General features: G+C 63.0%; 24 protein-coding genes. 1 reads left to right on the top strand and 23 read right to left on the bottom strand.

Annotated features, from left to right (window positions below):
* Positions 1-143: 143 nt before the first annotated feature.
* From DAAJ005_RS05530 to trpC, 23 genes are all read right to left on the bottom strand, one after another.
* Positions 144-1,691, bottom strand: coding sequence for an FAD-dependent oxidoreductase (locus tag DAAJ005_RS05530; RefSeq protein ID WP_151846241.1), 1,548 nt, complete (start codon positions 1,689-1,691; stop codon positions 144-146).
* Positions 1,688-2,395, bottom strand: a complete 708-nt coding sequence (locus DAAJ005_RS05525; protein WP_151846240.1) for an alpha/beta fold hydrolase — start codon at positions 2,393-2,395, stop codon at positions 1,688-1,690. Before DAAJ005_RS05525 ends, DAAJ005_RS05530 begins: the two co-directional genes overlap by 4 nt.
* A 1-nt stretch (position 2,396) precedes the next feature.
* Positions 2,397-3,536 carry a Gfo/Idh/MocA family protein gene (locus DAAJ005_RS05520; RefSeq protein WP_151846239.1) on the bottom strand — a complete coding sequence of 380 codons (1,140 nt, stop codon included), beginning with the start codon at positions 3,534-3,536 and terminating at the stop codon, positions 2,397-2,399.
* 116 nt (positions 3,537-3,652) lie between these two features.
* Entirely contained in the window at positions 3,653-5,194 is a 1,542-nt protein-coding gene (locus DAAJ005_RS05515; RefSeq protein ID WP_151846238.1) for a GMC family oxidoreductase, read from the bottom strand.
* Entirely contained in the window at positions 5,181-5,711 is a 531-nt protein-coding gene (locus tag DAAJ005_RS05510) for a gluconate 2-dehydrogenase subunit 3 family protein (protein ID WP_151846237.1), read from the bottom strand. Before DAAJ005_RS05510 ends, DAAJ005_RS05515 begins: the two co-directional genes overlap by 14 nt.
* A gap of 165 nt (positions 5,712-5,876) precedes the next feature.
* The gene (locus tag DAAJ005_RS05505; RefSeq protein WP_151846236.1) at positions 5,877-7,340 is read right to left on the bottom strand and encodes an NADH-quinone oxidoreductase subunit N; all 1,464 of its coding nucleotides are present in this window, start codon (positions 7,338-7,340) and stop codon (positions 5,877-5,879) included.
* 1 nt (position 7,341) lies between these two features.
* The gene (locus DAAJ005_RS05500) at positions 7,342-8,784 is read right to left on the bottom strand and encodes an NADH-quinone oxidoreductase subunit M (RefSeq protein WP_151846235.1); all 1,443 of its coding nucleotides are present in this window, start codon (positions 8,782-8,784) and stop codon (positions 7,342-7,344) included.
* 90 nt (positions 8,785-8,874) lie between these two features.
* Positions 8,875-10,809 (bottom strand): NADH-quinone oxidoreductase subunit L, encoded by a 1,935-nt coding sequence (gene nuoL / locus DAAJ005_RS05495; protein WP_151846234.1) that lies wholly within the window; start codon positions 10,807-10,809, stop codon positions 8,875-8,877.
* A gap of 9 nt (positions 10,810-10,818) precedes the next feature.
* Positions 10,819-11,121: an NADH-quinone oxidoreductase subunit NuoK gene (gene nuoK / locus DAAJ005_RS05490; protein ID WP_151846233.1), complete on the bottom strand. Its 303-nt coding sequence runs from the start codon at positions 11,119-11,121 to the stop codon at positions 10,819-10,821.
* Positions 11,121-11,747 carry an NADH-quinone oxidoreductase subunit J gene (locus tag DAAJ005_RS05485; protein ID WP_151846232.1) on the bottom strand — a complete coding sequence of 209 codons (627 nt, stop codon included), beginning with the start codon at positions 11,745-11,747 and terminating at the stop codon, positions 11,121-11,123. Before DAAJ005_RS05485 ends, nuoK begins: the two co-directional genes overlap by 1 nt.
* A 121-nt stretch (positions 11,748-11,868) precedes the next feature.
* Positions 11,869-12,405: an NADH-quinone oxidoreductase subunit NuoI gene (gene nuoI, locus DAAJ005_RS05480; RefSeq protein WP_029483046.1), complete on the bottom strand. Its 537-nt coding sequence runs from the start codon at positions 12,403-12,405 to the stop codon at positions 11,869-11,871.
* Positions 12,406-12,485: 80 nt separating this feature from the next.
* Entirely contained in the window at positions 12,486-13,655 is a 1,170-nt protein-coding gene (gene nuoH / locus DAAJ005_RS05475; protein WP_075836990.1) for an NADH-quinone oxidoreductase subunit NuoH, read from the bottom strand.
* On the bottom strand, positions 13,655-15,811 hold the full coding sequence (gene nuoG, locus DAAJ005_RS05470; protein ID WP_151846231.1) for an NADH-quinone oxidoreductase subunit NuoG: 2,157 nt from the start codon (positions 15,809-15,811) through the stop codon (positions 13,655-13,657). The genes nuoH and nuoG overlap by 1 nt, the downstream gene beginning before the upstream one ends.
* Positions 15,812-15,824: 13 nt before the next feature.
* Positions 15,825-16,325: a DUF4240 domain-containing protein gene (locus DAAJ005_RS05465; RefSeq protein ID WP_192930878.1), complete on the bottom strand. Its 501-nt coding sequence runs from the start codon at positions 16,323-16,325 to the stop codon at positions 15,825-15,827.
* An 11-nt stretch (positions 16,326-16,336) separates the two neighbouring features.
* Positions 16,337-17,680, bottom strand: a complete 1,344-nt coding sequence (nuoF, locus tag DAAJ005_RS05460; RefSeq protein WP_151846229.1) for an NADH-quinone oxidoreductase subunit NuoF — start codon at positions 17,678-17,680, stop codon at positions 16,337-16,339.
* Positions 17,677-18,303, bottom strand: a complete 627-nt coding sequence (nuoE, locus tag DAAJ005_RS05455) for an NADH-quinone oxidoreductase subunit NuoE (RefSeq protein ID WP_151846228.1) — start codon at positions 18,301-18,303, stop codon at positions 17,677-17,679. Before nuoE ends, nuoF begins: the two co-directional genes overlap by 4 nt.
* Positions 18,300-18,614, bottom strand: a complete 315-nt coding sequence (locus DAAJ005_RS05450) for a hypothetical protein (protein ID WP_151846227.1) — start codon at positions 18,612-18,614, stop codon at positions 18,300-18,302. Before DAAJ005_RS05450 ends, nuoE begins: the two co-directional genes overlap by 4 nt.
* Positions 18,611-19,843 (bottom strand): NADH dehydrogenase (quinone) subunit D, encoded by a 1,233-nt coding sequence (gene nuoD / locus DAAJ005_RS05445; RefSeq protein ID WP_151848408.1) that lies wholly within the window; start codon positions 19,841-19,843, stop codon positions 18,611-18,613. Before nuoD ends, DAAJ005_RS05450 begins: the two co-directional genes overlap by 4 nt.
* 148 nt (positions 19,844-19,991) lie before the next feature.
* On the bottom strand, positions 19,992-20,456 hold the full coding sequence (locus DAAJ005_RS05440) for an NADH-quinone oxidoreductase subunit C (protein WP_255448059.1): 465 nt from the start codon (positions 20,454-20,456) through the stop codon (positions 19,992-19,994).
* A gap of 365 nt (positions 20,457-20,821) precedes the next feature.
* A complete protein-coding gene (locus DAAJ005_RS05435) occupies positions 20,822-21,358 on the bottom strand; it encodes an NADH-quinone oxidoreductase subunit B family protein (protein WP_029474828.1) in 537 nt (178 codons plus the stop codon).
* 73 nt (positions 21,359-21,431) lie between these two features.
* Positions 21,432-21,764 carry an NADH-quinone oxidoreductase subunit A gene (locus DAAJ005_RS05430; protein WP_151846226.1) on the bottom strand — a complete coding sequence of 111 codons (333 nt, stop codon included), beginning with the start codon at positions 21,762-21,764 and terminating at the stop codon, positions 21,432-21,434.
* 441 nt (positions 21,765-22,205) lie between these two features.
* Positions 22,206-23,357: a HAMP domain-containing sensor histidine kinase gene (locus DAAJ005_RS05425; RefSeq protein WP_151846225.1), complete on the bottom strand. Its 1,152-nt coding sequence runs from the start codon at positions 23,355-23,357 to the stop codon at positions 22,206-22,208.
* Positions 23,358-23,455: 98 nt separating this feature from the next.
* A complete protein-coding gene (gene trpC, locus DAAJ005_RS05420; protein ID WP_226342587.1) occupies positions 23,456-24,244 on the bottom strand; it encodes an indole-3-glycerol phosphate synthase TrpC in 789 nt (262 codons plus the stop codon).
* A 63-nt stretch (positions 24,245-24,307) separates the two neighbouring features.
* Between trpC and hpt the strand changes: the two genes are divergently transcribed.
* Positions 24,308-24,865: a hypoxanthine phosphoribosyltransferase gene (hpt, locus tag DAAJ005_RS05415; protein ID WP_151846223.1), complete on the top strand. Its 558-nt coding sequence runs from the start codon at positions 24,308-24,310 to the stop codon at positions 24,863-24,865.
* Positions 24,866-25,140: the final 275 nt, after the last annotated feature.

Here is a 25,140-nt window from a genome sequence, read left to right as displayed (position 1 = left end):
CTGGGGCGGCGTCAACCCCTTCACCGGGTACGCCCAGCACGCCTCACCGCTGACACCGCACATTTCACCCTTCATTTCCACGGTTTCGACGCATGCCGCGCCCCCACCACACGCCACTTCCTCGGAGGTGGCGTTGTGGTTGTTTAGCCCTTCAATCGCTCCACCAGACTGAATTCCCCTTTCCTGATTTCCATTGCCCCAGGCGCACGCCCCAGCAACAGCAGTTCTTCAAATGCAGCGAGGTCTTTATCCATGCCCATGCCGCTGGCAGCCACCGCCTGACCGTCTTTGAAGGCGAATTCAATGAACTTCAGCTCGTCCGGGTTGCCCCAGATATGGGTGTCGTCCAGATTCTCCGCGTGGCCCACGTAGCGCAGGCTCTTGCCGTACTGCTGCGTCCAGAAAAACGGTACACGCCTATCCATCGGCTCCAGATCAGATGATTTCAGGATGCTCTGCGCGGCGGTCATGCCTTCCTGCAAAGCCACGCGCCAGTGTTCCACACGCATCTCGCCCAGCACGGTGGGGGCCAGGGCGATATCGCCCACAGCGTAGACGTTCGGCGCAGCTAGCAAATGGGTGTTCACAGGGACGGCTCCCTTCTCGTTGGCGAGGTCAGCCAGCAAGTCGGAATTGGGTTTCACGCCGATGCCCAGCACGATCAGAGCAGCCTCAATACGCTCACCGCTCTTCAGGCGCACGGCCTCGGCTTTCCCGGAACCTTCAATGGCCTCTACCTCGGCCTTCAGATGAAACTTCACTCCCTTATCCTCATGCAGCTTGCGAATGGCGCGGCCCACTTTGGGCGTCAGGGCGCGGCTCATAATCTCGGCATCCTGTCCGATAACCGTAACCGACGCGGCCCCTTCAATCAGGCTGGACGCCGCTTCCAGACCAATGAAGCTAGAGCCGATAATGACAATATTCTTGCCCTGTGCCGCCTCTTTCAACTTCTCAGCGTCGCCGAAAGAGCGGAGTTGATACTGGCCGTCCAGTTCAGCGCCGGGGATGCTCAGGGTGTTGGGCGTTGCGCCAGTGGCGACGATGACAGCATCAAAACCGAGTGTGTCGCCGTTCACGTGGACTTCGTGGGCTTCCCGGTCCAGTTTCGTGATCTTCACGCCCTCGCGCAGATCAATCTTGTTTTCCTTCGCCCAGTCGGCCCCACCCAGCGCCAGCTTGTCGGTTGGTTTCTTGCCGCTCAGGTATGCCTTGCTCAACGCGGTGCGGTCATAGGGGGCGCGGTTCTCGGCAGTGAGCATGGTGATTTTGCCCGCGTAGCCGCCGAGCCGAAGCGTCTGCGCCGCCATGAAACCCGACGCACCGCCGCCGATGATGACGGTGTGGTGATCCTCGTGGCTGGGTTCTGGGGTCTGAGGCTTGATTTCCTCGTCCAGATCAACACTCAGGCTTTCGCCATCGCGCTTCACACTGTACTGCTTCAACCCTTCCAGCGCGGGCGGCTCTATCAGCGAACCATTGCCTGCATGGAATGTCGCGTGGTGCCACGGGCAGACGATGCGGGAGCCGCAGCGCACGCCCTGGCCCAGATCGGCCCCGGCGTGCGGGCAGAGGGCATCAAAGGCGTGAAAATCATCGCCATCACGCGTCACGAGAACTTTCTGATCGCCCACTTCAAAGGTGTGCATGCCGCCGTCGGTCAAGTCGCTGGCTTTAAAATTCAGGGTCATCTTCTCTCCTTTGCCGCGAGCAGCGTCACAACCGCCTGCGGGTCTTCCAGTGGAATCAGGTGGCCGCTGCCGTGAATGACAACCGGTTTGGCCTGGAAGAAACGCCCCAGCACTTCCGAGCGGATGGTGTCGGGCGAAATAGCGGGATCATCTTCCGAGAAAAGGACGGTGATGGGTAAGTTCAACCCGTCCAGTTGGCTGGAAATATCCTCGCGGCTGCCCACGTCCGGCCAGGCAGTCCAGGCGTCACGGCTGGCGCACAGACCGTCCTGCACCAGTTGCGCGAAATCCTGTTGGGGGATGGGCTGAACGGTGATGTCGTGGTACTGGGCGTTCAGGGCGTCGCGGTCCCCGTGGGCAGCACGCAGCTTGGCGCGGCCTTCCGGGTCCATTGGCTCAGGCGTGGGAGGCGAGGGGGCAATTAAAAACAGTTCGGAGACAAGTCCGGGATTTCGGGCGGCCACCAGCAGGGCCACTTTCCCACCCATTGAATGCGCTGCAACGCGGTACGGCCCATCGCCCGCCTCACGCAGCCTGTCCGCTAAAGCCTGCGCCATGTCCTCCACCGTCTGCCCGGCCCGGCCCTGAGCCACCGCGTCGCCAAAGCCGATCAGATCAATGGCTAGCGCCTCCACGTCCTCCAGAACCCGCCGCCAGATGTGGCGCGAGGTGCCGAAGCCGTGAACCAGAACGAGAGGCGTCATTTCAGGCCCGCTCGGCAAAGTCCTGATTGGGCGGGGAACCTCGGAAGGCGTCCTTCTTCTCTATCTTTTCCAGCTTGACGGGCTGGCCCTCACGCGCCGACTGGTAGATGGCGGCCATGATTTTCTGGTCCTGCAAGCCTTCCTCGCCAGGGGTGAACGGCTCGCGGTCTTCCTCAATACAGGCCGAGAAGTGGTCAATTTCCAGCGCGAACTGGTCCATTTCGGGCAACAGATGTTCAGTGACGGTTTCCGGGGTCTGCACCTTCAGGCGCAAATCGGTGTAGTCGAAGGCGGGGTCCAGTGTCAGGCGGGCGTCCGTGCCGAACACGTCCAGCGAACGGGTGTGGGACGCGCCGTAGGAGCAGATGCACTGGGCGATCACGCCGCTGGGGAAGGTCATCTGCCACGCCACGGTTTCCTCCACCTCCCCGAAACGCTCATCATCCGGCGTGCTGAAGGTCTGAGCGTAAACCTCGGACGGCTCCTCGGCCAGCAGGAAACGGATGGTGTTCAGACAGTACAGGCCCACGTCCAGCAACGAACCGCCGCCCGCCAGCTTGTCCTTGAGCCGCCACTGGTCCGGGTCTGTTTCCAGTTGCACGTTGACCGAGTGGATCAGCTTCACTTTGCCCAACTCGCCGTTCTGGATCAGATCCCGCGCCCGCCAGTGGTGGGGGGTGTACTGGCAGCGGTAAGCGGTCATCAGCTTGACGCCGTGTTCGGCGCAGACCCTGACCATCGCCTCAGCGTCCTCCAGATTCCCGGCCAGCGGTTTCTCGCTCAGCACATGCTTGCCGATTTTCGCGGCCCGCTCGGTGTACTCGCGGTGCAGGGTATTGGGCAACACGATATAGACGGCGTGAACATCGGCACGGCTCTGGAGTTCCTCAAAGCGGTCATAGTCGTAGGCGTCGGCCTCAGTCAGACCGTAAGCGAGAGCAGTTGCCACGGCTTTCTCGTGGTCATCGCTGACGACGGCGGCCAATTTGGAACGCTGGCCCACGGCGAAGGCGGGCAGCAATTCGTCGATGGTCAGCGCGCCGATGCCCAGCACGGCGTAGCCAACCTGCTCTTTCTTGGGTTTGGGCAGGGGCTGAAGGTCTTTACGTTCGGCGGTGTTTTTGGTGTTCTGATTGGTCATGGGGACTCCTTTGTAGAAAGTTATTCGAGTACCGCTGGGAAGGCGTTTGCGGTTCCCCCTCCCAACCTCCCCCACAAGGAGGGAGGGGCTAAAAGCCAACTACAGACTTTGCTGAATCACGCCTGCTTCAAACCCTCAACCAACGCGTCCGCCGTTCGCAGGCTCAGGGCCATCTGGGTCAGGGCGGGATTGACGCTTAGAGAACTAGTGAAGGTGGAGTTGTCGCAGATCCACAGGTTTTCAATGTCGTGCGTGCGGCCAAAGGGATTAACGACGCTGGTTTCGGGGTCTGCACCCATCCGTGCCGTTCCCAGCGTGTGCGCGGCGCGAGGCAGCGCCCACACGTCCCGCGCGCCGATCCGGCCCCACAAGTCACGCATCAATGCCTCGGCGTGGGCATTCATCTTCTTCTCGTTCTCACCGAAGGAGAAGTGAATACGCGGCTTGGGCAGCCCGCGCCCGTCCAGCTCATCGGAGAGTTCCAGATAATTATGTTCGTAGGGCAGGCACTCGCCCAGCACGTTGATTCCGGCGACGTGGTTGTAGCCCCGCAGGTGCTGCACCAGCTCTGGCCCCCACTTCAGCGTGCCGCGCGCGTACTGGGTGGCGTAGGTCACGGGCATCACGCCCAGCGATTGCAGCAGGTAGCCGCCGATCAGGCCAGGAACGCGGTGGGTGTCCTCGCTGATCAGGCCGCCGGGAATGCCCTTGTAGGGGCGCAGATCATCGTCTACCTGCCCCCAGACCTGCATCCCCACATGCGCCATGAAGTTGCGGCCCACCTGCCCGCTGCTGTTGGCGAGGCCGTTCATCAGCAGCAGGCGCGGCGTTTCCACCGCTCCGGCGGCGAGGATGACGGTCTTGGCGGAGAGATGCTCAAGCTCCTGTCCACGCATGAATTCAGCGCCCGTCACGCGCCCGTCTTTCATGGTCAGGGCCGTCACCTGCGCGCCATCCACGATCTGCGCGCCCAGCGATTCGGCCAGTGCCAGGAAGGTCACGTCCATGCTGGCCTTCGCGCCAATGGAACAGCCCGCCTGACAGAAGCCCCGGTTGGTGCAGGTGTGGCGCGTGCCGTAGCCCTCCTGCTCCTGCGGGCGGCTGAGGGCGGCGTTGGCGGCGGGCGAGGTCTTCATGCCGATCTCGGCGCAGGCTTTCTGCATCAATCGGGCGGCCCCGTTCAGCGGCAACGGCGGGTGACGGTAGGAGCTTTTGCGCTGCGGCCCCCACGGATAATTCTCAGGGCCGGAGACGCCCAGGAAATACTCCAGCTCATCGTAATACGGCTCCAGCTCAGAGAATTCCAGCGGCCAGTCCTCGCCCTGCCCGAACTCAGTTCGCAGTTTTAAGTCGTCTGGCTGGGCGCGCGGTGTGTAGGCGGTGTAATGCAGGGTGCTGCCGCCCACGCCGCGCCCGCTGTTGTTGCGCCCGAAGCCTACCGGATCATTACCTGCCGACAGCCGCTCATCCGTCCAGAACAGCCCCAACTGCGCCACTTCGTCGGTGGCGATGCCTTCGGGGGGATGACGCACGCCTGCTTCCAGCGCGGCCACCTTCAGGCCAGCCTGCGCCAGCCGCGCCAGCAGCGGCGCGCCCCCCGCACCTGTACCGATCACCAGCACGTCCAGATCGGTGGGCAATGCGTTAGCGGGGGCCATACGCTTCCTCCCTCGGCTCAAGCTCGTTAGGGCCGACGTGGGGCCACTCGGGCGCGTCCGCGAAGCCCGCGTAGCCGAAGCGGTACTGGGTCACCGGGTGGGCCATGAACGCCTCAGTCAATTCCGCCAGCAGGTCTTCAAAGGCGTGCGGGTGGGAGGACTGAACAGCGGGGATGGCGGCATCCTGAGCATCGCCATTCAGAGTCTCAAACCCTTCAGGCAACGCGGCCAGCAGTTCCCGGTACGCCTCCCCATCTGGCAGAGCGTCGGCATAACGCCAGCCGTCACCGATGCCCACGATCAGACGATGGTCCACTGTTCCTGCCAGATCCATCTCGGCAGGGTCATGGGGCACGAGGCGCACGGCCAGCGCTCGCAACCGCCCGAACTCCACCTCATCAAAAAACTCATGCCCATACCGGGCATTCAGCCGTTCTAGCAGCGCCCGCCGCGTCGGCTCCGTGACGTGCGCCGAATTCAGCATGGCGAGGATGGCCTCTCTCTCCTTTGTCGTCACAAGCGAATCCCTTGACCTTCACTCAAATTGGGCATGCCGTCCAGTCTAGGGACAGGCCACCGCCCCTCCTGCGTGAACGCCTACGGCGAGGCTTTAGACAGTGTCAACAATCTGACCAAAGAAAACCCCCTCTCCGCATGGGACAGGGGGAAGTGAGAAGAACGTCTAGCGCCCAGCTAAAAACTGCCAGATCGCCGGATTGGCCACCCAGCTATACCAGACGTTCGGCAGGATGCCCAGCACGGTGATGCCCGCCACGCCCAGCCCCACGGTAAAGGTGGTAGGGAAGCGCTGGCCGTGCAGGTATTCCCGCGCCGGGGTGCGGTCTGGCATGAACATCAGCATGGCGGGACGCAGGTAATAGATCAGGGCGGCCACACTGGTGATCGCGGCCAGCACGCTGATCCACACGTAGCCGTTCTGGAACGCAGCCTGGAAGGCCAGATACTTGCCAAAGAATCCCGCGAAGGGGGGCAGACCCGCCAGCGACGCCAGACACACCGAGAGCGCGATGGCGTAGCCGGGATGGCGGTAGTACAGCCCGCGCATGTCACTGATCTCAAATCCAGCCTCGGTGCGCTGGAGGGCGGCCAGGACGGCCAGGGCAGCGCCCGTCATCAGGGTGTAGACCAGCAGGTAGTAGCCCAGCGCCGCGCCGCCCAGTTCGGGGGTGCCCAGCAGGCACATCGCCAGGAAACCAGTGTGGGCCACGGCGGAATACGCCAGCATGCGCTTGAAATTGACCTGGAGCAGCGCCGCCGTGTTCCCGATGATCAGCGTGGCCGCCGTCAGCACCTGCAAGACGCTGGTCCAGCCGGGCGCATCGTGCAGCGCGCCACCAAAGACGCGCAGCATTCCGGCGAAGGCGGCCACCTTGATCACGGTACTCAGGAAGAGGAAGGTGGTGGTGGACGTGCCGCTGTACACATCGGGCGTCCACTGGTGAAAGGGAACCAGGGCGATCTTGAAGCCGAAGCCCGCCAGCAGCAACAGACTGCCGCCCACCAGAATGCCCGCGTTGTCGGGCGTCAGGTTGCTCACGCTGCCCACCTTGGCGGCAATGGCGGCGTAGTTGAGGCTGCCAGTTGCGCCGTACACGAAGGCAATGCCGTAAATGAGGGTGGCGCTGCCCACCGCGCCCAGCAGGAAGTACTTCAGGCCCGATTCCTCGGCGCGGCGCGAACCCTGGAAGGTGGCGAGGACATAGCCCGCCAGACTCATGATCTCCAGCCCGATCAGCATGATGATCAGATCACCGGAAAAGACGATCAGCAGGCAGCCGGTCACGGCGTACATCATCATGGCGTCGAATTCGGGAAAGGACACCCGCTCGCGCCACGCGGTATCCAGCGACACCAGCAGGGTCATCAGGGTGCCCACCAGAATGGTCAGGCCCAGCAGAACGGCGGCGTTGTCGGCCTGCAAGCTTCCGGCAAAGGAAGTCAGGCCCCGGTTCCACAGGTACATCATGCTCGCGCCGGACAGGATCACGGTGACAATGTTGATAGCGGTCAGCGTGCGGCGGCTGACCCAGAAACCCAGCAAAGTGCTGATGAGCGCGCCAGCCAGCACCAGCAAAATGGGCAGCATGGGCAGAAAGGCGACATCCGGTGGGACGAGTTGAGGCATATCAGTTGCCTCCCAGGGCAGCGAGAACAGATTTCACGGCGGGTTGCATCAGGTTCAGGGCCGGGGCGCTGTAGACGCCGAAGAAGATGGCGACGGCCAGCGGCAGCCCCAGGATTAGCCACTCGGTATGCACGAGGTCACGTACAACCACCCCACCCAGTGGACGCGATTGCCAGAAGGTGGTCTGAAAGGCGGTGAGGGCGTAGGCGGCGGCGGCAATAACAGTCAGGCCCGCCACGAAGGCCAGCCACGGCGACACCTGATACGCGCCCAGCAGCACCGAAAACTCACCAATGAATCCGGCAAAGCCCGGCACCGCAATGGAGGCGAACCACAGAGCCATCGTCATGCCGCCCAAAGCTCCGGCCCCGGTCATCAATCCGCCCACGCGGGTGTCCAGGCTGCCGATGCGCTCCTGCACCATGCCCACGCTCAGGAACAGCGCTCCGGTGTACAGGTTCTGGAAGGCCAGCAGGTACATCGCGCCGATCACGGCGGTTTCATTCAGACTGAACACGCCCAGCGCCACGAAGCCCATGTGCGAGAGGCCCGCGTAGGCCAGCAGGCGTTTCCAGTCCTTCTGCCCGAAGGCGATCCAGGCGGAATACAGCGCCGTGAAGGCGGCCAGTCCCATCAGGATCGGGCGCAGTTCCAGCGAGGCGTCGGGGAACAGCGGAATGGCGAAGGTGAACAGGCCGTAGCCACCCACCTTGTACAGCGTGCCCATCACGTCGGGAATCCCGCTGTCGTGGTTCTGCTCGTGAAAGTCGGGCAGCCACGCGTGCAGCGGCCACAGCGGCAGCTTGACCGCCATCGCCGTCAGGAAGCCGATGTAGAGCCACGTCTGCGCCGGACCTGTCACCAGATGCTGCTTGAGATCTACCAGGGCGAATGTCGGGCTACCACCCAGATAGCGCACGCCGATGATTGAAACGAGCATCAGCAGGCTGCCGAACAGCGTGTAAGCGGCGAACTTGACCAGTGCCCGCATCCGGTGCGCCTTGCCGTAAATCGCCAGCATCAGGAGCGAGGGCAGCAGCGCGTCTTCAAAGAAGACGTAGAACAGGATCAGGTCACGGGCGGCAAAGATGCCCAGCAGACCCGTTTCCATCGCCAGAATCAGCGCCAGCATCGTTCCTGGATTGGGGATGCGCCGCGCCGCATATAGGACGGCGATAAACGACATGAACGCTGTGACCATCGCCAGCGCCAGACTGACGCCCGACAGTTCCACGCTGTAGGTGATGCCGAGAGAAGGAATCCAGTTCAGGCTCAGCAGCCCGGAGCCGCCCGCGTACCAGATCATCATGCCCAGGCCCAGGGTGACGGCAGCCATGAACCCGGCCACCTCGTCGCGCCAGCGGTTGGGCGTGATCAAGATCAGCAGGCTGCCCAGGAGGGGCAGGAAAATCATGATGGTGGGAAGCCATTGGGGATCAAACATGGGGGGCCTCCGGGGTGAGTGAGAAGAGAGACAGGCCGGAGGAAGAGATCAGTTGACAGCCTTGGGTCAAGGCGAAAGACGTAGTGATGCTCACGCGCCGCTCCCCACCATCTTCAGTGCCCAGTAGCCGATGATCCCCGCCGTACCCAGCAACATGCTGACCGCGTAGGCGCGCACGAAGCCGCTCTGCCACATCGTGAACAGTGCGCCGGGAGCCGCCGCGTTGCTGGCAATGCTGCCGATCAGGCCGTCCGTGCCCCGGTCCACCGTGTCCAGCGCCCCGGCAATGGCCTTGCTGGGCGCGGCCACCAGACCGTCATACACGTTGTCCAGATACAGGGCACTGGCGCTGAACTGACCCAGCGGACCATTGTCCAGCTTGCTGGCCCGGTGCGCGGCATAGGCCCAGGCCAGACCAGCCACGCCGACGACGACGGCCAGCACCGTCAATGTCCATTCGGTAGAGGCAGAAATCTCATGCGCTTCCTGCGGGATGGCGCGGCCCAGATAGGTGTCGAAGGCGTGACCGCCACCCAGGAAAGTGGGAATGTTCAGAAAGCCGATCAGGGTTGCGCCCGCCGCCAGGATGCCCAGCGGAATCTTGGTAATCGTGTCGGCCTCGTGCGGGTGCACGACGCCCGTGGCCTCGGCCCCACGGTACTCGCCGCGCCACACCAGGAAATACCAGCGGCCCATGTAGAAGGCGGTCAGCAGCGCCACGATCAGGCCGATGGCGTACAGCGCGGGCTGCGTTTCAAAGGCGGCGGCCAGAATCGCGTCCTTACTGAAGAAGCCGCTCCATATCGGAATACCACTGATGGCGAGAACGCCAATGGCTGAAACAATGTGAGTGAATGGCATGAACTTCCGCATGCCGCCCATGCGCCGCACGTCCTGTTCGTCGTGCAGGGCGTGAATTACCGCGCCCGCCGCCAGGAACAGCAACGCCTTGAAGAAGGCGTGGCTCAGCAGATGGAACACGCCCGCCGAGTACGCGCCCACACCCACCGCCAGGAACATGTACCCCAGTTGCGAGACGGTGGAGAAGGCCAGAATCTTCTTGATGTCGTGCTGGTTCAGGGCCGCCAGTGCGCCGTACAGCGCGGTCAGGCCACCCACCCAGGCCACCCACAGCGAGGCGTTGGGGGCCAGTTCGTACAGGAAGTGGCTGCGGGTGATCAGGTACACGCCCGCCGTGACCATCGTGGCGGCGTGGATCAGCGCGGAGACGGGGGTGGGACCCGCCATCGCGTCGGGCAGCCAGGTGGTGAGCGGCAACTGACCGCTCTTGCCAATCGCGCCCACCAGCAGGAACAGGCAGGCCAGCTCCACCCCGGCGGTGGCGACGCTCACGCCTTCCACCCTCGTCGCCAGTTCGGGAATGCTGAGGGTGCCGTACAGCTTGTACAGCAGGAACATCCCCAGCATGAAGCCCAGATCCCCGATGCGGTTCATGATGAACGCCTTGCGGGCCGCATTGGAGTTGTTGACGCCTTCCTTCTCGCCTACTGCACGCAGATCTTTATCGCTGGACTCGCTGCCGCGCCCGCTGAACCAGAAGCCGATCAGCAGGTAAGAGGCCATGCCCACGCCTTCCCAGCCCACGAACATCAGTGGGTAGGAGTCGGCCAGCACCAGAATCAGCATCATGGCGACGAAGAAATTCAGGAAAGCGAAGAAGCGCGTGAACTTGGGATCATGCGACATGTAGCTAATGGAATACAGGTGAATCAGGAAGCCGATACCCGTGATGATCAGGGCCATCAGCGCGCTGAGTTGATCCAGATAGAAGCCGACGCTGAGGTTGGCATTCAGCGCCATGTTGGGCAGCCACGTCCACAGCGTTTCCTGCGCGGGCGTGTCGGTCTGACCCAGGTAGCGGACAACGGCAATCACGAAGGCGGTGCCGATAAAAGCAGTCGCCACCCAGCCGCCCGACTTCTCAGGGAACAGGCGCGGGAAGAGCATCAGCAGGGCAAAGCCCATCAGGGGCAGCAGGGGCAGCAGAAACAGAAGGGGCAACATGCTCGCCACTCAGCCTTTCATCGCCGCGAGATCGTCCACGTTGGTGGTCTCGCGCTTGCGGAAGATGGCGACGATGATGGCGAGGCCGATGGCAACTTCTGCGGCGGCCAGGGTCATCACGATAAACACGGCGGTCTGTCCGGTCAGGTCACCCCAGGAACGGGCAAAGGCCACCAGCGCGATGTTGGAGGCATTCAGCATCAATTCCACGCTCAGGAAAACCATGATGGCGGTGCGGCGGGTCAGCACGCCGATCATGCCCAGGGCAAAAAGAATGCCCGACAGGGCGATGTAATAACTGGTTGGAACCATCAGGCGCGCACCTCCCCTTCGTCGTTGCGGTGTTGCAGGGCGGGCTGGTTGCCACCCCTGGAAATTGCGGAACCCACAGGTGGGGCCAGCAGTTCCGGCTCGCTGTCTGGCACATCGTCCGGCTGCGGCACGGGCCGCTGCACCAGCGCCACTGCGCCCACGATGGCGACGAGCAGCAGAATGCTGACCGCCTCAAACGGCAGCAGGAAGCGGGTCAGCAGGGTCTCCCCTACCACCGACGCCGAGCCTCCGCCCAGCGCCGTCGTGGCCTCGGCCAGCGGGCGCGGGTCCTTGTAGGACACGGCCAGAATGACGAAAGACCCCGCCAGCACCACGCCGCCCAGCCCCGCCAGTTCGCGCACGAAGGGAATCGGATCGCGCCCGGTGATCGGCGCGTTGGCGTTCAGCAGCATGATCACGAACAGAAACAGCACCATGATCGCCCCGGCGTACACGATCACCTGCGTGGCGGCCAGAAACGAGGCGTTCAGGGTGGCGAACAGCCCGGCCACGCTGATCAGCGTCCCGACAAGTCCCAGCGCCGCATGCACCGCGTTCTTCGCCGCGATGGTGATGACGCCGCCGACGAGGGTAAGTGCGCCGAGGAGAATGAAGGCGATCATCATTGGGGGCCGCCTTCGGCAGCCTGTCTAACCGTCAAACCATCTAAAGGTCTAACCTCAAAAGAGAGTGCAGGAGCGGTTTGACCGTTTGACCGTTTGACCGTTTGACCATTGCGTAAGCAACTCACTTGTACTCCACCCCCTCCAGTTCGGCGCGTGGCGGGCCGTCCAGTTGGAAACCCAGGCGGACGGGCTTGCCACTCTTTGCAGCCTCGCGGCGCTGGGGGATTGATCCAGTCACGCCCACCAGCATGTCTTCCTTGGCATACACGAAGTCGCCGTAGCGGTAATCGGCCATTTCAAACTCGTTGCCCATGACCACAGCGCCGGTGGGGCAGGCTTCCTCGCACATGCCGCAGAAGATGCAGCGCAGCATGTTGATCTCGTAGACCTTGGCGTAGCGCTCGCCGGGGCTGTGCGGTGAGGCCGGATCGTTCTCGGCGGCTTCCACGTAGATGGCGTAGGCCGGGCAGGCGGCGGCGCACAGCGAGCAGCCGATGCACTTTTCCAGGCCGGTGCCGGGGTGCCGGGTCAGGATGTGCCGCCCCCGGAAACGCGGTTGCAGGGTGGCCCGCTCTTCGGGATAACTGACAGTCACGGGCTTCTGGAACAGCTTGCCCAGTGTCAGGCCCATGCCCTTGGCAATGTCAAGAACGCCCATATGAAACTCCTTCGGTGGGTGAATGTGCCGAGATCAAGAGAGATTGAGAAATGAAGGGTGCGCTCACAAGGCCATCCACCTCAATCGCCTCCCACGGGCCGCGTCGTCTTGACTGGCACCTTGGGCACGGCGGGCGCACTCCACAGTCCCCGCACGCGGTCCCCCATGACGAACAGGCCCAGCAGCGCAGCGAGACTCAGCAGGCCCAGGAACCACAGGCCCAGGCCGGAGGGCCGCAGGAACGCCAGGTAAAAGGCCACCAGCATGGTGTTGCCCAGCGCCAGCGGCAGCAGCAGCTTCCAGCCGAAGCGCATCAGTTGGTCATAGCGCAGACGGGGCAGCGTGGCCCGCACCCAGATGAACAGGAACAGGAAGAACCCGATCTTGACCACCAGCCAGATGATCGGCCAACTGCTGATGCCGGGAATCAGGCCGTCCAGGAACACCGGCCCCCGGTAGCCGCCGAAAAACAGCGTCGCCATCAGCGCAGAGGCGGTCATCATGTTGACGTACTCGGCCATCTGGAACAGCGCCCACTTAATGGCGGTGTACTCGGTCAGGTAGCCCGCCACGATTTCCTGCTCGGCTTCGGGCAGGTCAAAGGGGGTGCGGTTGACCTCGGCAAAGGAGCTGACCAGGAACAGGGCAAAGGCGAAGACCTGAAACAGAATCGTCCAGCCCTGGAGGGCCTGCCACTCCACGATCACGCGGAAGTTGGTGCTGCCGATCAGCATCAGCGTTCCCAGCACGCTCAGGCCCATGCCCAGCTCGTAGCTGATCATCTGGGCGCTGGAACGCAGGCCGCCCAGAATCGGGTATTTGCTGCCCGACGCCCAGCCGCCCAGGAAGATGCCGTACACACCCATAGAGGTCAGGGCCAGCAGCGCCAGGATTCCGGCGTCCAGGTTGTAGACCCAGGGATCAGCGCCGAACAGACTTCCGGCAGGGCCAGCAGGAATGCCCCCAAACGCGGTCAGCGCCATGCCAATCGCCAGAATCGGCGCGAGGGTGTAGACCAGCTTGTCGGCCATCGTGACCTGAAGGTCTTCCTTGAAGATGCTTTTAATAGCGTCGGCCAGCGGTTGCAGCAGGCCCATCGGCCCCACACGGTTCGGCCCCCAGCGAATCTGCATGCGGGCCAGCAGGCGGCGTTCCACCAGGGTCATGTAAGCGAAAGCCGTCAGCAGCGCCAGGGCCACCAGCACGGCTTTGAGCAGGGTAATCAGGGCGGCGATCAGCCAGTCGGGCATCAGTCATCCCCTCCCACGGGGGCCGCGCCCAGCATCGGGAGCGGCTGGAGGTTGGCGGGAATCAGGGTCTGGATGGAGGGCTGCATACGTTCGGTCCACAGCTTCGGAACGTGCGTCTGTTCGGTGGGGGCGACGTGCGAGGTGCGGAAAGCGTGAATGACGCCGCGCTCTGGCAACTCGCCCAGCTTGATCCCCAGCTTCTGCGCCGCCAGTTCCCGCGCCGACTTCAAGCCGCGCACCGGGGCGCGCACGCCCAGCGCCTCGGACACGGCGGTCAGGGTGCGGATCAGATCGGCGGCCTCGCCCGAGCTGAGGGCAGCCTGTTCCAGCTCCAGCAGGCGGCCTTCCAGGTTGACGGTGGTGCCGCGCTTCTCGTAATTGGTCACGGCGGGCAACACCACGTCCGCCAGCCTTGCAGTGGCGGTCAGGTGCGAGTCGTGAACGATGGTCAGTCCACGCGCCCGCACCCCTGGATCAAGGCGGCTGATAAAGACGGCGGGAGCGTCGGCCACGCGGGCAAACGGCAGGCCACCTTCTCGCGGAACTAGATTCAGTGCCGCCAAGCCCTTGCTGTTGGCCCCGGCAGGAATCGCCATGATCTTCGCACCCGTGCGCGTTGCCAGTTCGGATAACTGCGCTGCGAACGAGCCGGAAGCGCCGTTCAGCACGTCCGCCCCCAGCACGATGATCGCCTTTTCGCTGTCGGTGAGCAGCTTCAATGCCGCCTGAAGCTCAGTGGTATCCGGGCGGCTCAGGCGTTCCAGCGCGTTGTGTCCGTTGGAGGACGCACGGATTCCAGCGTGCGCCCACAACCGCGACTCCTTCCCAATAACGGCCAGCTTTTCCGGCTTGCGGGCCGGGCGTTCCACCAGCCGTAAGTCGGCAATCGCCGTCCCGTGCGCGTACTCCGGCGGGAGGATGCCGCCACGCAGCATTTCCAGAATGCGGAGTTCCAGAATCGGGGCTTCCTCGCCCAGATCAGCGCCGATGACCACCACGGCGTCGGCGGTGGCCACGTCGCTCAGGGTGGCCGCACCGTTTGGCATGGCGTCCAGCGACACCTCGTAGCGGGGCCAGTGATCCACATGCACGCTGCCCACGGCGTCGGCCAGCGCTTCCAGCGCCACGCCTTCTTCCAGGGTGCTATCGGCGTTCAGGTACAGGGCTAGATCGGCAACGCTGTGATGGGCCATGCCCGCGCGGATGGCGGCAATGGCCACGTCCCAGCTCGCCTCCTGCAATTCGCCGTCCACCCGCACCAGCGGCACGGTCAGCCGTCGCTCGGAGGCGAAGGCATGACCGAAACGGCCCGCGTCGCAGATCCACGCCTCATTGACCTCACGGTTCTCGCGGGCCACGATGCGTTCCAGACGGCCATTGCGGGCGTCCACAGTAATAGAGCAGCCCACTGGGCAGAGGGTGCAGGTGGTAGGCGTGTGGTCATACTCCCAGTTGCGCCCCCGGAAGCGGGCCACGTTGTCCAACAGCGCCCCCACCGGGCAGATGTCGGTGATGTTGCCCTGGAATCCAGTGGGCAGCCCGCCTTCCTCGGTGTCAATAAAGGTGTGTCCGCCGCGCTCTATGAAGTCCAGTACTTCCTGCCCTGGTACTTCTTCAAAGTAACGCACGCAGCGTTTGCAGTGAATGCAGCGTTCCTGATCCAGAATCACGAAATCAGACAATGGATAGTGCTTATCGGCATGGCGGCGGTCAAAGCCGAAACGGGACGCGCCGTAACCGTACTCAAAGGCCCGGTCCTGCAATTCGCACGCGCCACCCTTGTCACAGGTGGGGCAGTCCAGCGGGTGATTGAGCAGGGTGAATTCCATCATCCCGGCCTGCGCCTTGGCGACGACTTCGCTGCTGCGGGCGGTCTTGATGTGCATGCCCTCGGTGGCCTGCATGGTGCAGGAGGCCATCGGCTTGGGGAACCAGAAGATTTTGGGCTGACCCGTGGCGTCGTCCAGCACGAACGAGCCGTCTTTTTCCTTGCGCGGCGAACCCGTTTCCACCAGGCACATGCGGCACGCGCCCACCGGACTCAGGTACTTGTGGGCGCAGAAATACGGCACGTCCCCGCCCGCCTCAAACACCGCGTCAATGGCAGACGTTCCGGCGGCAAGTTCAATTTCTATGCCGTCTACTTGGACTTTCAAGAGGAACCTCCCATCATGCCGACTCGTGGGCAGCCCAGAGTCGGGGATATTTTTCTGCAAGTTCGTCTTCATCCCAGGCGTCTCCACGGGTTTCACTGGACAGTTGCGAGATGCCGAGATGACGGCCAGTCTTTTGCTCAAAGACGCGGGCGGGAAGGTAGAGGACGTCTTCCCACTCGGCTTCCTCAAAGCGAGCGCCCTCGTAGGTGGCGAGCGATTCAATATTGGCTAAAACAGCGTTAAATACCTCTTCGCCCTGCATCACCAGCCAGCCCCGGAAATAGTCAAACCCATCATCGGAAGCGCCGCCGTTGATGATGTACGCCGCCGCCCAGACCTCCCAGGTATTGGCCTTATCCATTTCAACGTCCAGCAAGTGTTGGAAAGCCTCAATCTGTGCGGGCGACAATTCTGCGAGTTGCCGTTCAAGAAGTTCGGTTTGACGGGCAAGGTTGCCACCTGCTTCAAGCCGCGCGGAATCCATGAGAGGCCAGAATTCAGCGGCCTGATCCACAGCTCCTGCTGTCATACGTCCTTCCACCGATTCCGCGCCGGATAAGTCGGCGTCTGAAACTGAGCCAGCGAGTCGTACTCCTCGCGGAACAGTTCAATGCTGCTCAGCACCGGCCCCAGGCAGGCGTCGGCCAGCGCACAGAAGCTGCGGCCCCCGATGTTCTCGGACATATCCAGGATCAGTTGCACGTCGCCGGGCTGGCCGTGGCCGCGCACCAGCTTCTCGTACATGCGGGTCATCCAGCTTGAAATCCCCTCGCGACAGGGCGTGCATTTGCCACAGGACTCGTGGCCGTAAAAGCGCACCATGTTCCAGGTGGCGTTCACGATGCAGTCGGCCTTGGGGATGACCGTAACGCCGCCCGTACCAAGCATGGAACCCGCACCCGCGATACTCTCGTAATCCATCGGCGTGTCCAGCGTCTTGTCGTCCCAGCGCAGCATCGGGCAACTGGAGCCGCCGGGGATGATGGCTTTCATTTCCTCCAGCGGGCCGCCCGCCCAGTCGTAGATCAGCTCGCGGAAGGTGGTGCCCAGTGGCAACTCGTACACGCCGGGCCGCGCCACCGGACCGGACACCTGAAACAGCTTCATGCCCTTGCTCTTCTCCGTGCCCATGCCCGCGTGCCACTCCGCGCCGAACTTGAGGATCTGGGTGGCCGCGCAGAAGGTCTCCACGTTGTTGATGGTGGTGGGCAGCCCGTACAGACCAGCGGCGGCGGGAAACGGCGGCTTGAGGCGGGGATTGGCCCGCAGCCCTTCCAGGCTGTTCATCAGCGCGGTTTCCTCGCCGCAGATGTACGCGCCCGCGCCCCGGTGAAGGTGGAGCTGGAAGTCAAAGCCACTGTTCATGACGTTCTGGCCCAGTAGTCCAGCGTCCCGCGCCTCTTCAATCGCGGCGTTGATGCGCTCGGCGGCGTGGACGTACTCGCCCCGGATGTAGATGTAGCCCACGCTGGCGCGCATGGCATAGCCCGCGATGATCATGCCCTCAATCAGTTGGTGCGGGTCTTCCGAGAGCAGGTAGCGGTCCTTGAAGCTGCCCGGCTCCGACTCGTCCGCGTTGCAGATGATGTAGTGCGGTTTGCCGTCGTTCAGGGGCATGAAAGACCACTTCAGGCCGGTGGCAAAACCCGCGCCGCCGCGTCCGCGCAGGCCGGATTTCTTGACCTCGTCAATCACGGCGTCCGCACCCATGCCAAAAGCGCGTTTCACCGCTTCATAGCCACCATTGCGGCGGTAATAGCCCAGCGTCCAACTGTCCGGCTGCCCGACATGGGCGTACAGGGTGGGCGCGAAACGCGGGTCCTTACCACTTGTAATCGGCTTGGGAGGATTTGGAGCAACGGCGGTCATGCTTCACCTCCTGGGAAAATGGGCGGGAGCTGGCTCAGGCCGGTGATGCTAGCCCCGACGACTTCGCCGTTTGCTAGTGTCTGCCGTCCCTCAGCGTTGACGGTCACGGGCACCGGGTTGTCAGGCAGCGGCTGAAGATCGGCGCGCAGGGAGTCCAGAATGCGGGCACATTTGCTGGGCGTCACGCTCTCGTAGTAGCCGTCGTCATTGATCTGCATTAGCGGCGCGGTGCCGCACGAGCCGAGGCATTCCACCTTTTGCAAGCTGAACCGGCCATCGGGGGATACCTCGCCCGGCTGCACGTCCAATGTGTCTACCAGATGGTCCCACAGCTCGTCGGACCCGGCCAGCGAACACATCACCGTGCTGCACACCTGAAGGTGGTACTTACCCGTAGGCAGCGTGTGGTACGTGGAATAGAAGCTCATGACGCTGCGGACCTCGGTGGCGGTGGTGCCGCACAGGGCCGCGATCTCGTCCAAATGCGTCCCGTTCACGAAGCCCTCGGCGTCCTGCACTTCACGGATCAGGGGCATCAGCGCCGAGCGGCGGCCCTGCGGCGAATCGGGATAGCGGCTGAAAATATCGGCCACGAGGGGTTGTTTATCGGCGAAGTAACTCATTGTACGGGCCTCTTGAAATAAATCGCCATAGAATGGGTCTTCTCCACCACTTCATATGTTTCAGACACACTTATCATTTCCCACCCGCTACTTCCCATGTCGTTCAAAAAGATGTCAAGTCCCGCTTCATTTTTATTCGGACGCCTTCCTCCGATCTCTACAATTAAGCCGCTCATGGATTCAGAACTTACAGTGGATTCCGGGAGATATAACGTACAGTGATTTAAAATATTTTCATTTCCAATCATGCTCACGTATCGCGCGTATTCCCAACGAACTCGGCGATCATTATTTAAAATTGAATCGCTCACCGATCCACGTCCCCCAGCACCGGGTCAATCGTCGCCAGAATGGTAATCAAATCCGCGAACTGCGCGCCCACGCAGGCGTATTCCAGGGCTTGCAGGTTCACGAAACTGGGGGCGCGAATCTTGACGCGGTACGGCATGGAACCGCCGTCGCTGACGATGTAATACCCCACTTCGCCACGCGCCGATTCGGTGGGCACGTAGACCTCACCGATGGGCGGGTGAAAGCCCTCGGTGACCAGTTTGAAGTGGTGGATGACCGCTTCCATGCTGGTTTCCAGCTCCTGGCGGGGCGGCAGAGAAATCTTGCGGTTGGGGTCCTTGACTGGGCCGGGCCGCAAGCGCTCCAGCGCCTGCCGGATGATTTTGATGCTCTCTCCGAACTCCCACAGGCGCATGTTGAAACGGGCCAGGCTGTCGCCGTCAGTGCTGGTCACGACGTTGAAATCGTAGGTTTCGTAGCCGCAGTACGGGTTGTCCTTGCGGTTGTCCAGCGGCACACCGGAGGCCCGCAGGTTTGGCCCAGTCAGACCCAGATCCAGCGCCACGTCGGGCGGAATGATGCCCACCCCACGCGCCCGGTCCTGAAAGATCGGGTTGTTGGCAAACAGCGTGGTGTACTCCTGCACGCCTTTTTCCATCTGGACCAGAAAGCGCGAAACCATCGCGGGCCAGCCATCGGGAATATCGCGGTACAGGCCGCCCACGCGGAAGTAGCCCTGGTTCATGCGGTAGCCGCAGACCGCTTCAAACAGGTCCTGACAGCTCTCCTTCTCGCGGAAGGCGTAGAAGAACGGCGTCAGTGCACCCAGGTCCAGCAGCCCCGTGCCCACGAACACCAGATGACTGTGGATGCGTCCCAGCTCATGCAGGATCACGCGGATGGTGGTGGCGCGCTCGGGAACCTCGGCCTGAAGCAGTTTTTCCACGCTCAGGACGTAGGACAGCTCGTGGCTGAAGCTGTGCAGGTAGTCGGTGCGCGGGGCGTAGGTCACACCCTGCTGGTAGGTGCGGTTCTCAAAGGTCTTTTCAAACCCGGTATGCAGATAACCCATGTGCGGCGTGACCTTCACCACGTACTCGCCGTCCATGTCCACCACGAGGCGCAACACACCGTGCGTGCTGGGATGCTGCGGCCCCACGTTCAGCGACATCATCTCGGTGTGCAGCAGCGCCCCGGTGCGCCCGTGCAGCCGCTCGTCAATGGTGGATTCCTGATGGTCCGGTTCCATCTGGCGGCGCGGCAGCGTGCCGGAAGCGGGGTCCTGCCGCAAGTCACGCAGCGTTTCGCGCTCCTTGACGGTGGCGCGGTCCTTGTCTTTAAGGGTCATGCAAAACCTCCTTGACGGCAGCAAGAGGCAGAAAGCAGAAGCTCAAACATCACTTCGGTCCCCCCTCCGGCATCATGGGCGGCAGACGGTCTTCCCCGCGCCCGCGCCGCAGTTCGCCCCGGTAGCCCGTCAGGCCCGACTGCTGCCCGGTCACCCCCGCGCGGAAGGCGGCAGGATCAAGGAAACGCCCGTCGCGGAACAGCGTGGGGGTCTCGCCCAGCGGAAAGTCTTTTCGCAGAGGGTGACCTTCCAGATCGTCCGGCGTCAGCACCTTACGCATATCGGGATGCCCGATGAAGTCCACGCCCATCAGGTCATAGACCTCGCGCTCCAGGTAGTTGGCGGCCTTCCAGACCGGGTACAGGCTGTCCAGCACCTCACCGTCGTCCAGCCACACCCGCAGAAACAGGCGGCGGTGGTCATAGGGGTGATAGATATTGTGCAGCACAGCAAACCGCTTGGGCCGGGGCTGGGTGTAGGTCAGGTAATCCAGGCCCACGGTGTCCATCAGCATAAAGCCGCGTTCCTTGAGAGACTCGGCCACCTCGCGCAACCGTTCGGACGGAACGAGGGCGGTGGGTTCGGCAGTATCGTCCTCGGTCAAGCCGAGTTCGGCGATCAGTCCGGTCACGTCGCGCGGGTCTGCGGGCTGCGCGGGCGCAGGTGGAGGTGTCCGGCCCACTGCCGCACCGCTGGCCGTGACTTCCACCTCTACAGGCGGGGCTGGACTCGGCGTGACGATGATGGCGGGTGGGTCAGCGCGAACAACGGTAGAGGGCGGTTTGGCCTGGGCCTGAGACTGGGAAGACTGCATTCCTCCACCGCGCCCGGTCAGGCGCTCAGCCTCTGGCGTGACCTTCTTTTCGTCGTCTCTGCCCGTCACCGGGTCCACGCGTCCACCATCGGCAATTGGTGGCCCAACTGGTCAAAAGCCTCGCCGCGCACCTTTTTCTGGAGCTGCATCACGGCGTAGATCAGCGCTTCGGGGCGGGGCGGGCATCCCGGCACGAAGATGTCCACTGGCACCACGCTGTCCACGTTCTGCACGATGGCGTAGTTGTTGAACATGCCGCCACTGCTGGCGCACGCGCCCATGCTGATCACCCATTTGGGATCGGGCATCTGGTCATACACGCGGCGCATGATCGGGGCCATCTTCTTGCTCAGGCGTCCGGCCACGATCATCACGTCGGCCTGCCGGGGCGAAGCGCGGAACACTTCCGAGCCGAAGCGGGCCATGTCGTTGCGCCCGTTGGTGCTGCTCATCATTTCAATGGCGCAGCAGGCCAGCCCGAAGGTGGCGGGCCACAGGCTGTTGCTGCGGCCCCAGGCCACCAGTTTTTCCAGGCTGGAAAACAGAATGCCTTCGGATTCTAGTTCCTGCCAGTCGCGGTCAATCAGTTCTTTCAGGGGCATGGGGAAACCTCCATCTCATAGCGGTGAACATTCAGCGTGGGGCGAGAGAGAACAGATGAAGCCCTCTGGTTCATCAGGCCCATTCCAGCACCCGCTTTTTCAGCACGTACACGTAGCCCACCAGCAGCAGCAGTACAAAGGTCAGGGCCTCGAAGAAGGCGAAGGGAATCAGTTTCTGGTAGGCCACGGCCAGCGGGTAGAAGAAGGCCGTTTCGATGTCGAAGACGATAAACAGCATCGCCACCAGATAGAAATGCACCGGGAAACGCTGGCCGGTGCCGACGCCGCCCTCGGGATCGTTGCCCGATTCATAGGGCATCAGCTTGGCGCGGGTACTTTTCTTTGGCCCCAGGATGGCGCTGACAATGACGGCCAGCACGCCAATGCCCACAGCCACCAGCAACATGATCACGAAGTTGAGGTATTCGATAACGATGCTCCTTTTCCACCTTGGCTCTCTTCGTATCCTGAACTACTCGTGAAAAACGGCACGAGTAGCATCAAAAAAAGAGAGGTGGACGAATGAAACGTTGGGTTATGTTACCCCTCTGTTTTACCACGTTTACGCTTGCCGGGCGCAGTTCCTGGCCGTCTCTGTGGCCGCTGGATTCTGTCTTGCCAGGGTAAAGAGAAAACGGTAAAGAGAAAACGGCATGAACCCGAGCAGACAAAAACCAGCAGGTCTATCTGGGGCGCAGGACCGGGGTTGAACTGAGGATGTCTGCCCGTTCCTGTTAACTAACACGGAACCGGACTGCTGCGGGCTTGTCTGGCATGGGGAAGCGCCGCCTACAGTTGCGAAAGGGGCAAGGCAGCACAAAGGCAGGAAGTCGAGACCGTCAGACGCTCAGTTCAACAATTCCACGAAATCGTCGTCATCGGCGTCGTGAGCCAGGGGCAGCGAGAAGGTGAAAGTCGCCCCGTGGCCGCGCTCAGACTGCACACCGATATGGCCGCCGTGTTCCTCGACGGCCAGTTTGCAGAAGGCCAGACCCATGCCAGTGTCGAAGCGTCCGTGCAGGGTCAGGCGCGACTGCTCGAAGGCGGCGAACAGGTTGGGAATGTCATCAGCGGGAATGCCTTCACCGTCGTCCTGCACGCCGATCTGTACAGCGTCCTTGACCGAACGCACTGTGATGGCGATGTGGCCCCCACCCGTGGTGTGCTTCATGGCATTGCTGATCAGGTTGGCCATGACCCGGCGCAGGATTTCCGGGTCGGCGCTGGCCGGACTGAGGTTGCTTTCTACGTCTGTACGCATCACGCGGTCACGCAGGCCGCTGCCCACGTCTCCGCAGGCCAGGGCCATGACCTCCTGGAACATCGGCGAGAACATCAACTCGCGGCGCAGATTCATCTTGCCCGCCTGAATCTTGCGGATATCGAGCATGTTGACCGCCAGATGCAGCAGGTGCTGGGTCTCGTCGCGGGCCACCTTCAGCAGTTCGCGCGAGTCATCGGGCACGCGGGCATCGTCCTGCACGATTTCCAGCAGGCCCATCACGGCGGCAATCGGGTTTTTCAGGTCATGCACCAGCATGTGGATCAACTGGTCCCGCACTTTTTCCTCGTGTTCCCAGTCGTCGCTGCGGCGTTGCAGGGCGGCCACCCGGCCATGCAGATCGTGATGCTGCCGCGCACGGGCCAGCATGTTGCCCACCTGTAAGGCCAGCGCGTCCGGGGCGGTGCTGTCGCTGATTAAAGCGTCGGCCCCGGCAGACAGCAGCGCGCCCAGGCCACGGGTGCCCACCGCCAGCCACTGGGTTCCCGCCAGTTCGGCGCGCTGGCGCAGCATCGGCAGCACCTGCGACAGCGGCACGCCCGGCAGATCGGTGTACAGCAGCGCCACGGCGGGCGGCTGGACATGGGCCTCGCGCAGCAACGTTTCGGCGTCGGCGACATGCACCACCGAAGCCCGCTTCAGCAATGGCGCAAGCTGCGAGGCGCGGGCACGGTCGGCGGAGACCACAAAGACAATCTGGGTATCGGGGCTGGACATGATCTGATGAGAAGTGTACCCCGTGGGCCACTTTTTTCGGGAGCAACGGCTACAGCCTCACGGGCACATGCCTGAAGTAAAGAAAGTCGGCAACCGGGTCAGGGCGCCATGAGCTGACGGGCCGCCGTCTCCAGATCACCGCTGCCCGCCAGACTGCTGCCCACCAGCACGGCGTCGGCCAGTCCACGAACCTGCGCGATCTCCTGCGGGGTGCGGTAACCGCTTTCCGCCACCAGCACGCCCGCAAAGCCGCGCTGCCGGGCCAGCCGGATCAGGCGCGGGCTGACAGCCAGATCGATTGCCAGCGTCTTCAGATCGCGGTTGTTCACGCCGATGATGCGCGCCCCGGCCTGCATTGCCACTTCCAGCTCGGCCTCGTCGTGGACTTCCACCAGCGCGTCCAGACCCAGGTGGTGGGTCATCTCCAGGTACGCGCCCGTGGCCTTGCCCAGCACGCTGACCATCAGCAGCGCCGCCGAGGCATTCCACTCGGCGGCCTCGCGCAGCATGGCGGGGTGGACCACGAAATCCTTTCGCAGCACGGGCAACCCCACCGCGCCAATAACATCGTGCAGCGCCTGTGGATTGCCGTCGAAATGGCGGGGTTCGGTCAGGACGCTGATGGCCGCCGCGCCGCCTGTCTCGTAGGCCCGCGCCGCTTCTGCTGGGTCAAGTGGAGCAATCGCGCCCTGGCTGGGGCTGGCGCGTTTGACCTCGGCAATCAACGCCAACCCTGAGACGCTCAGAGCCGCTTCAAAACGGCGGGCGGCGGGGCGCGTGGAGCCGAGGTCCGGGCTGGCCTCCCGGTAGTCCCCGGCCCGCTCCTGCACGATGCGGCCAAGAACGCCGGGCACGCGGCTCAGATCAAGAAGTGGCAGGCCATTCACGCGCTGGAGTATACGGGGAGCGGGCCGCCCACGGGGCCGGGCGCGTGTTAGCCTGACGCCCATATGAGTGCTGCTTCCGGCTCCCCCTCCCCTTCCAGCCTCGCTCCTGGCCCCGGCCCGGTGCAGATCACGAGTGAGCAGATTCAGGCCCGCGTCACCGAGCTGGCCGCCCGCATCCGCCAGGACTACGCGGGCCGCGAACCGCACCTGATCTGCGTCCTGAACGGCGCGTTCATGTTCCACGCCGATCTGGTCCGCGCGCTGGACATGCCCTGCACCATGGACTTCTTGCAGGCCAGCAGCTACGGCAACGCCAAGCAGAGCAGCGGCGAGGTCCGGCTGGTCAAGGACTTGCAATTCCCGATCAGTGACCGCCACGTCATTCTGGTAGAAGACATCGTGGACACCGGCATCACCATGAATTACCTGCTGCACTATCTGGAAGGACGTGGCCCCGCCACCATCAAGATCGCCGCCCTGCTGAGCAAACCCAGCCGCCGCAAGGTGGAGGTTCCGGTGGAATACCTGGGCTTCACCATCCCCGACGCCTTCGTGTACGGCTATGGTCTGGACAGGTCGCAATATGACCGCAACCTGCCGTTTATTACCAGTCAGGAGTAGGGCTGGAGAGGTGTGTGCAGGCGGTTCTGGGGTTGCCATGCCCGCTTGACCCCTCTGCTTCGCAGCTCTACGAGTCCGGCCCTTCGGGCCACCTCCCCTTAGAAGGGAGGCAAGAGTCGCGGCATTGCCCGGCCAGTCGCGTTTCTCGGCTCCTCTCAAGGGGAGCTGGCTGCGAAGCAGACTGAGGGGTTGCTTTTGCTCTCGCCATTCAACAGACCACTCCACTTCCCTGTCTGAGCCTCCCAGCGTGTTGACCTGACGGCAGCGCTACCCTG

The organism is Deinococcus sp. AJ005, assembly GCF_009017495.1.
Classification (GTDB): domain Bacteria; phylum Deinococcota; class Deinococci; order Deinococcales; family Deinococcaceae; genus Deinococcus.
The sequence above is the reverse complement of the archived record's forward strand: the minus strand, read 5'-3'. Positions and strand labels throughout refer to the sequence as shown.

Excerpts from the sequence above, each read along its gene's own strand:
- DAAJ005_RS05530 (WP_151846241.1), bottom strand. The coding sequence starts at position 1,691 with ATGACCCTGAATTTTAAAGCCAGCGACTTGACCGACGGCGGCATGCAC.
- nuoF (WP_151846229.1), bottom strand. The coding sequence starts at position 17,680 with ATGACCGCCGTTGCTCCAAATCCTCCCAAGCCGATTACAAGTGGTAAG.
- nuoE (WP_151846228.1), bottom strand. The coding sequence starts at position 18,303 with ATGAGTTACTTCGCCGATAAACAACCCCTCGTGGCCGATATTTTCAGC.
- DAAJ005_RS05520 (WP_151846239.1), bottom strand. The coding sequence starts at position 3,536 with ATGACCAATCAGAACACCAAAAACACCGCCGAACGTAAAGACCTTCAG.
- nuoK (WP_151846233.1), bottom strand. The coding sequence starts at position 11,121 with ATGGTTCCAACCAGTTATTACATCGCCCTGTCGGGCATTCTTTTTGCC.
- nuoD (WP_151848408.1), bottom strand. The coding sequence starts at position 19,843 with ATGGAACCGGACCATCAGGAATCCACCATTGACGAGCGGCTGCACGGG.
- DAAJ005_RS05525 (WP_151846240.1), bottom strand. The coding sequence starts at position 2,395 with ATGACGCCTCTCGTTCTGGTTCACGGCTTCGGCACCTCGCGCCACATC.
- nuoL (WP_151846234.1), bottom strand. The coding sequence starts at position 10,809 with ATGTTGCCCCTTCTGTTTCTGCTGCCCCTGCTGCCCCTGATGGGCTTT.
- DAAJ005_RS05440 (WP_255448059.1), bottom strand. The coding sequence starts at position 20,456 with ATGCTGATGGACACCGTGGGCCTGGATTACCTGACCTACACCCAGCCC.
- DAAJ005_RS05515 (WP_151846238.1), bottom strand. The coding sequence starts at position 5,194 with ATGGCCCCCGCTAACGCATTGCCCACCGATCTGGACGTGCTGGTGATC.
- DAAJ005_RS05425 (WP_151846225.1), bottom strand. The coding sequence starts at position 23,357 with ATGTCCAGCCCCGATACCCAGATTGTCTTTGTGGTCTCCGCCGACCGT.
- DAAJ005_RS05435 (WP_029474828.1), bottom strand. The coding sequence starts at position 21,358 with ATGCCCCTGAAAGAACTGATTGACCGCGACTGGCAGGAACTAGAATCC.
- DAAJ005_RS05430 (WP_151846226.1), bottom strand. The coding sequence starts at position 21,764 with ATGTTGCTGGTGGCTGTGGGCATTGGCGTGCTGGCCGTCATTGTCAGC.
- DAAJ005_RS05485 (WP_151846232.1), bottom strand. The coding sequence starts at position 11,747 with ATGATGATCGCCTTCATTCTCCTCGGCGCACTTACCCTCGTCGGCGGC.
- DAAJ005_RS05500 (WP_151846235.1), bottom strand. The coding sequence starts at position 8,784 with ATGTTTGATCCCCAATGGCTTCCCACCATCATGATTTTCCTGCCCCTC.
- hpt (WP_151846223.1), top strand. The coding sequence starts at position 24,308 with ATGAGTGCTGCTTCCGGCTCCCCCTCCCCTTCCAGCCTCGCTCCTGGC.
- DAAJ005_RS05505 (WP_151846236.1), bottom strand. The coding sequence starts at position 7,340 with ATGCCTCAACTCGTCCCACCGGATGTCGCCTTTCTGCCCATGCTGCCC.
- nuoI (WP_029483046.1), bottom strand. The coding sequence starts at position 12,405 with ATGGGCGTTCTTGACATTGCCAAGGGCATGGGCCTGACACTGGGCAAG.
- nuoH (WP_075836990.1), bottom strand. The coding sequence starts at position 13,655 with ATGCCCGACTGGCTGATCGCCGCCCTGATTACCCTGCTCAAAGCCGTG.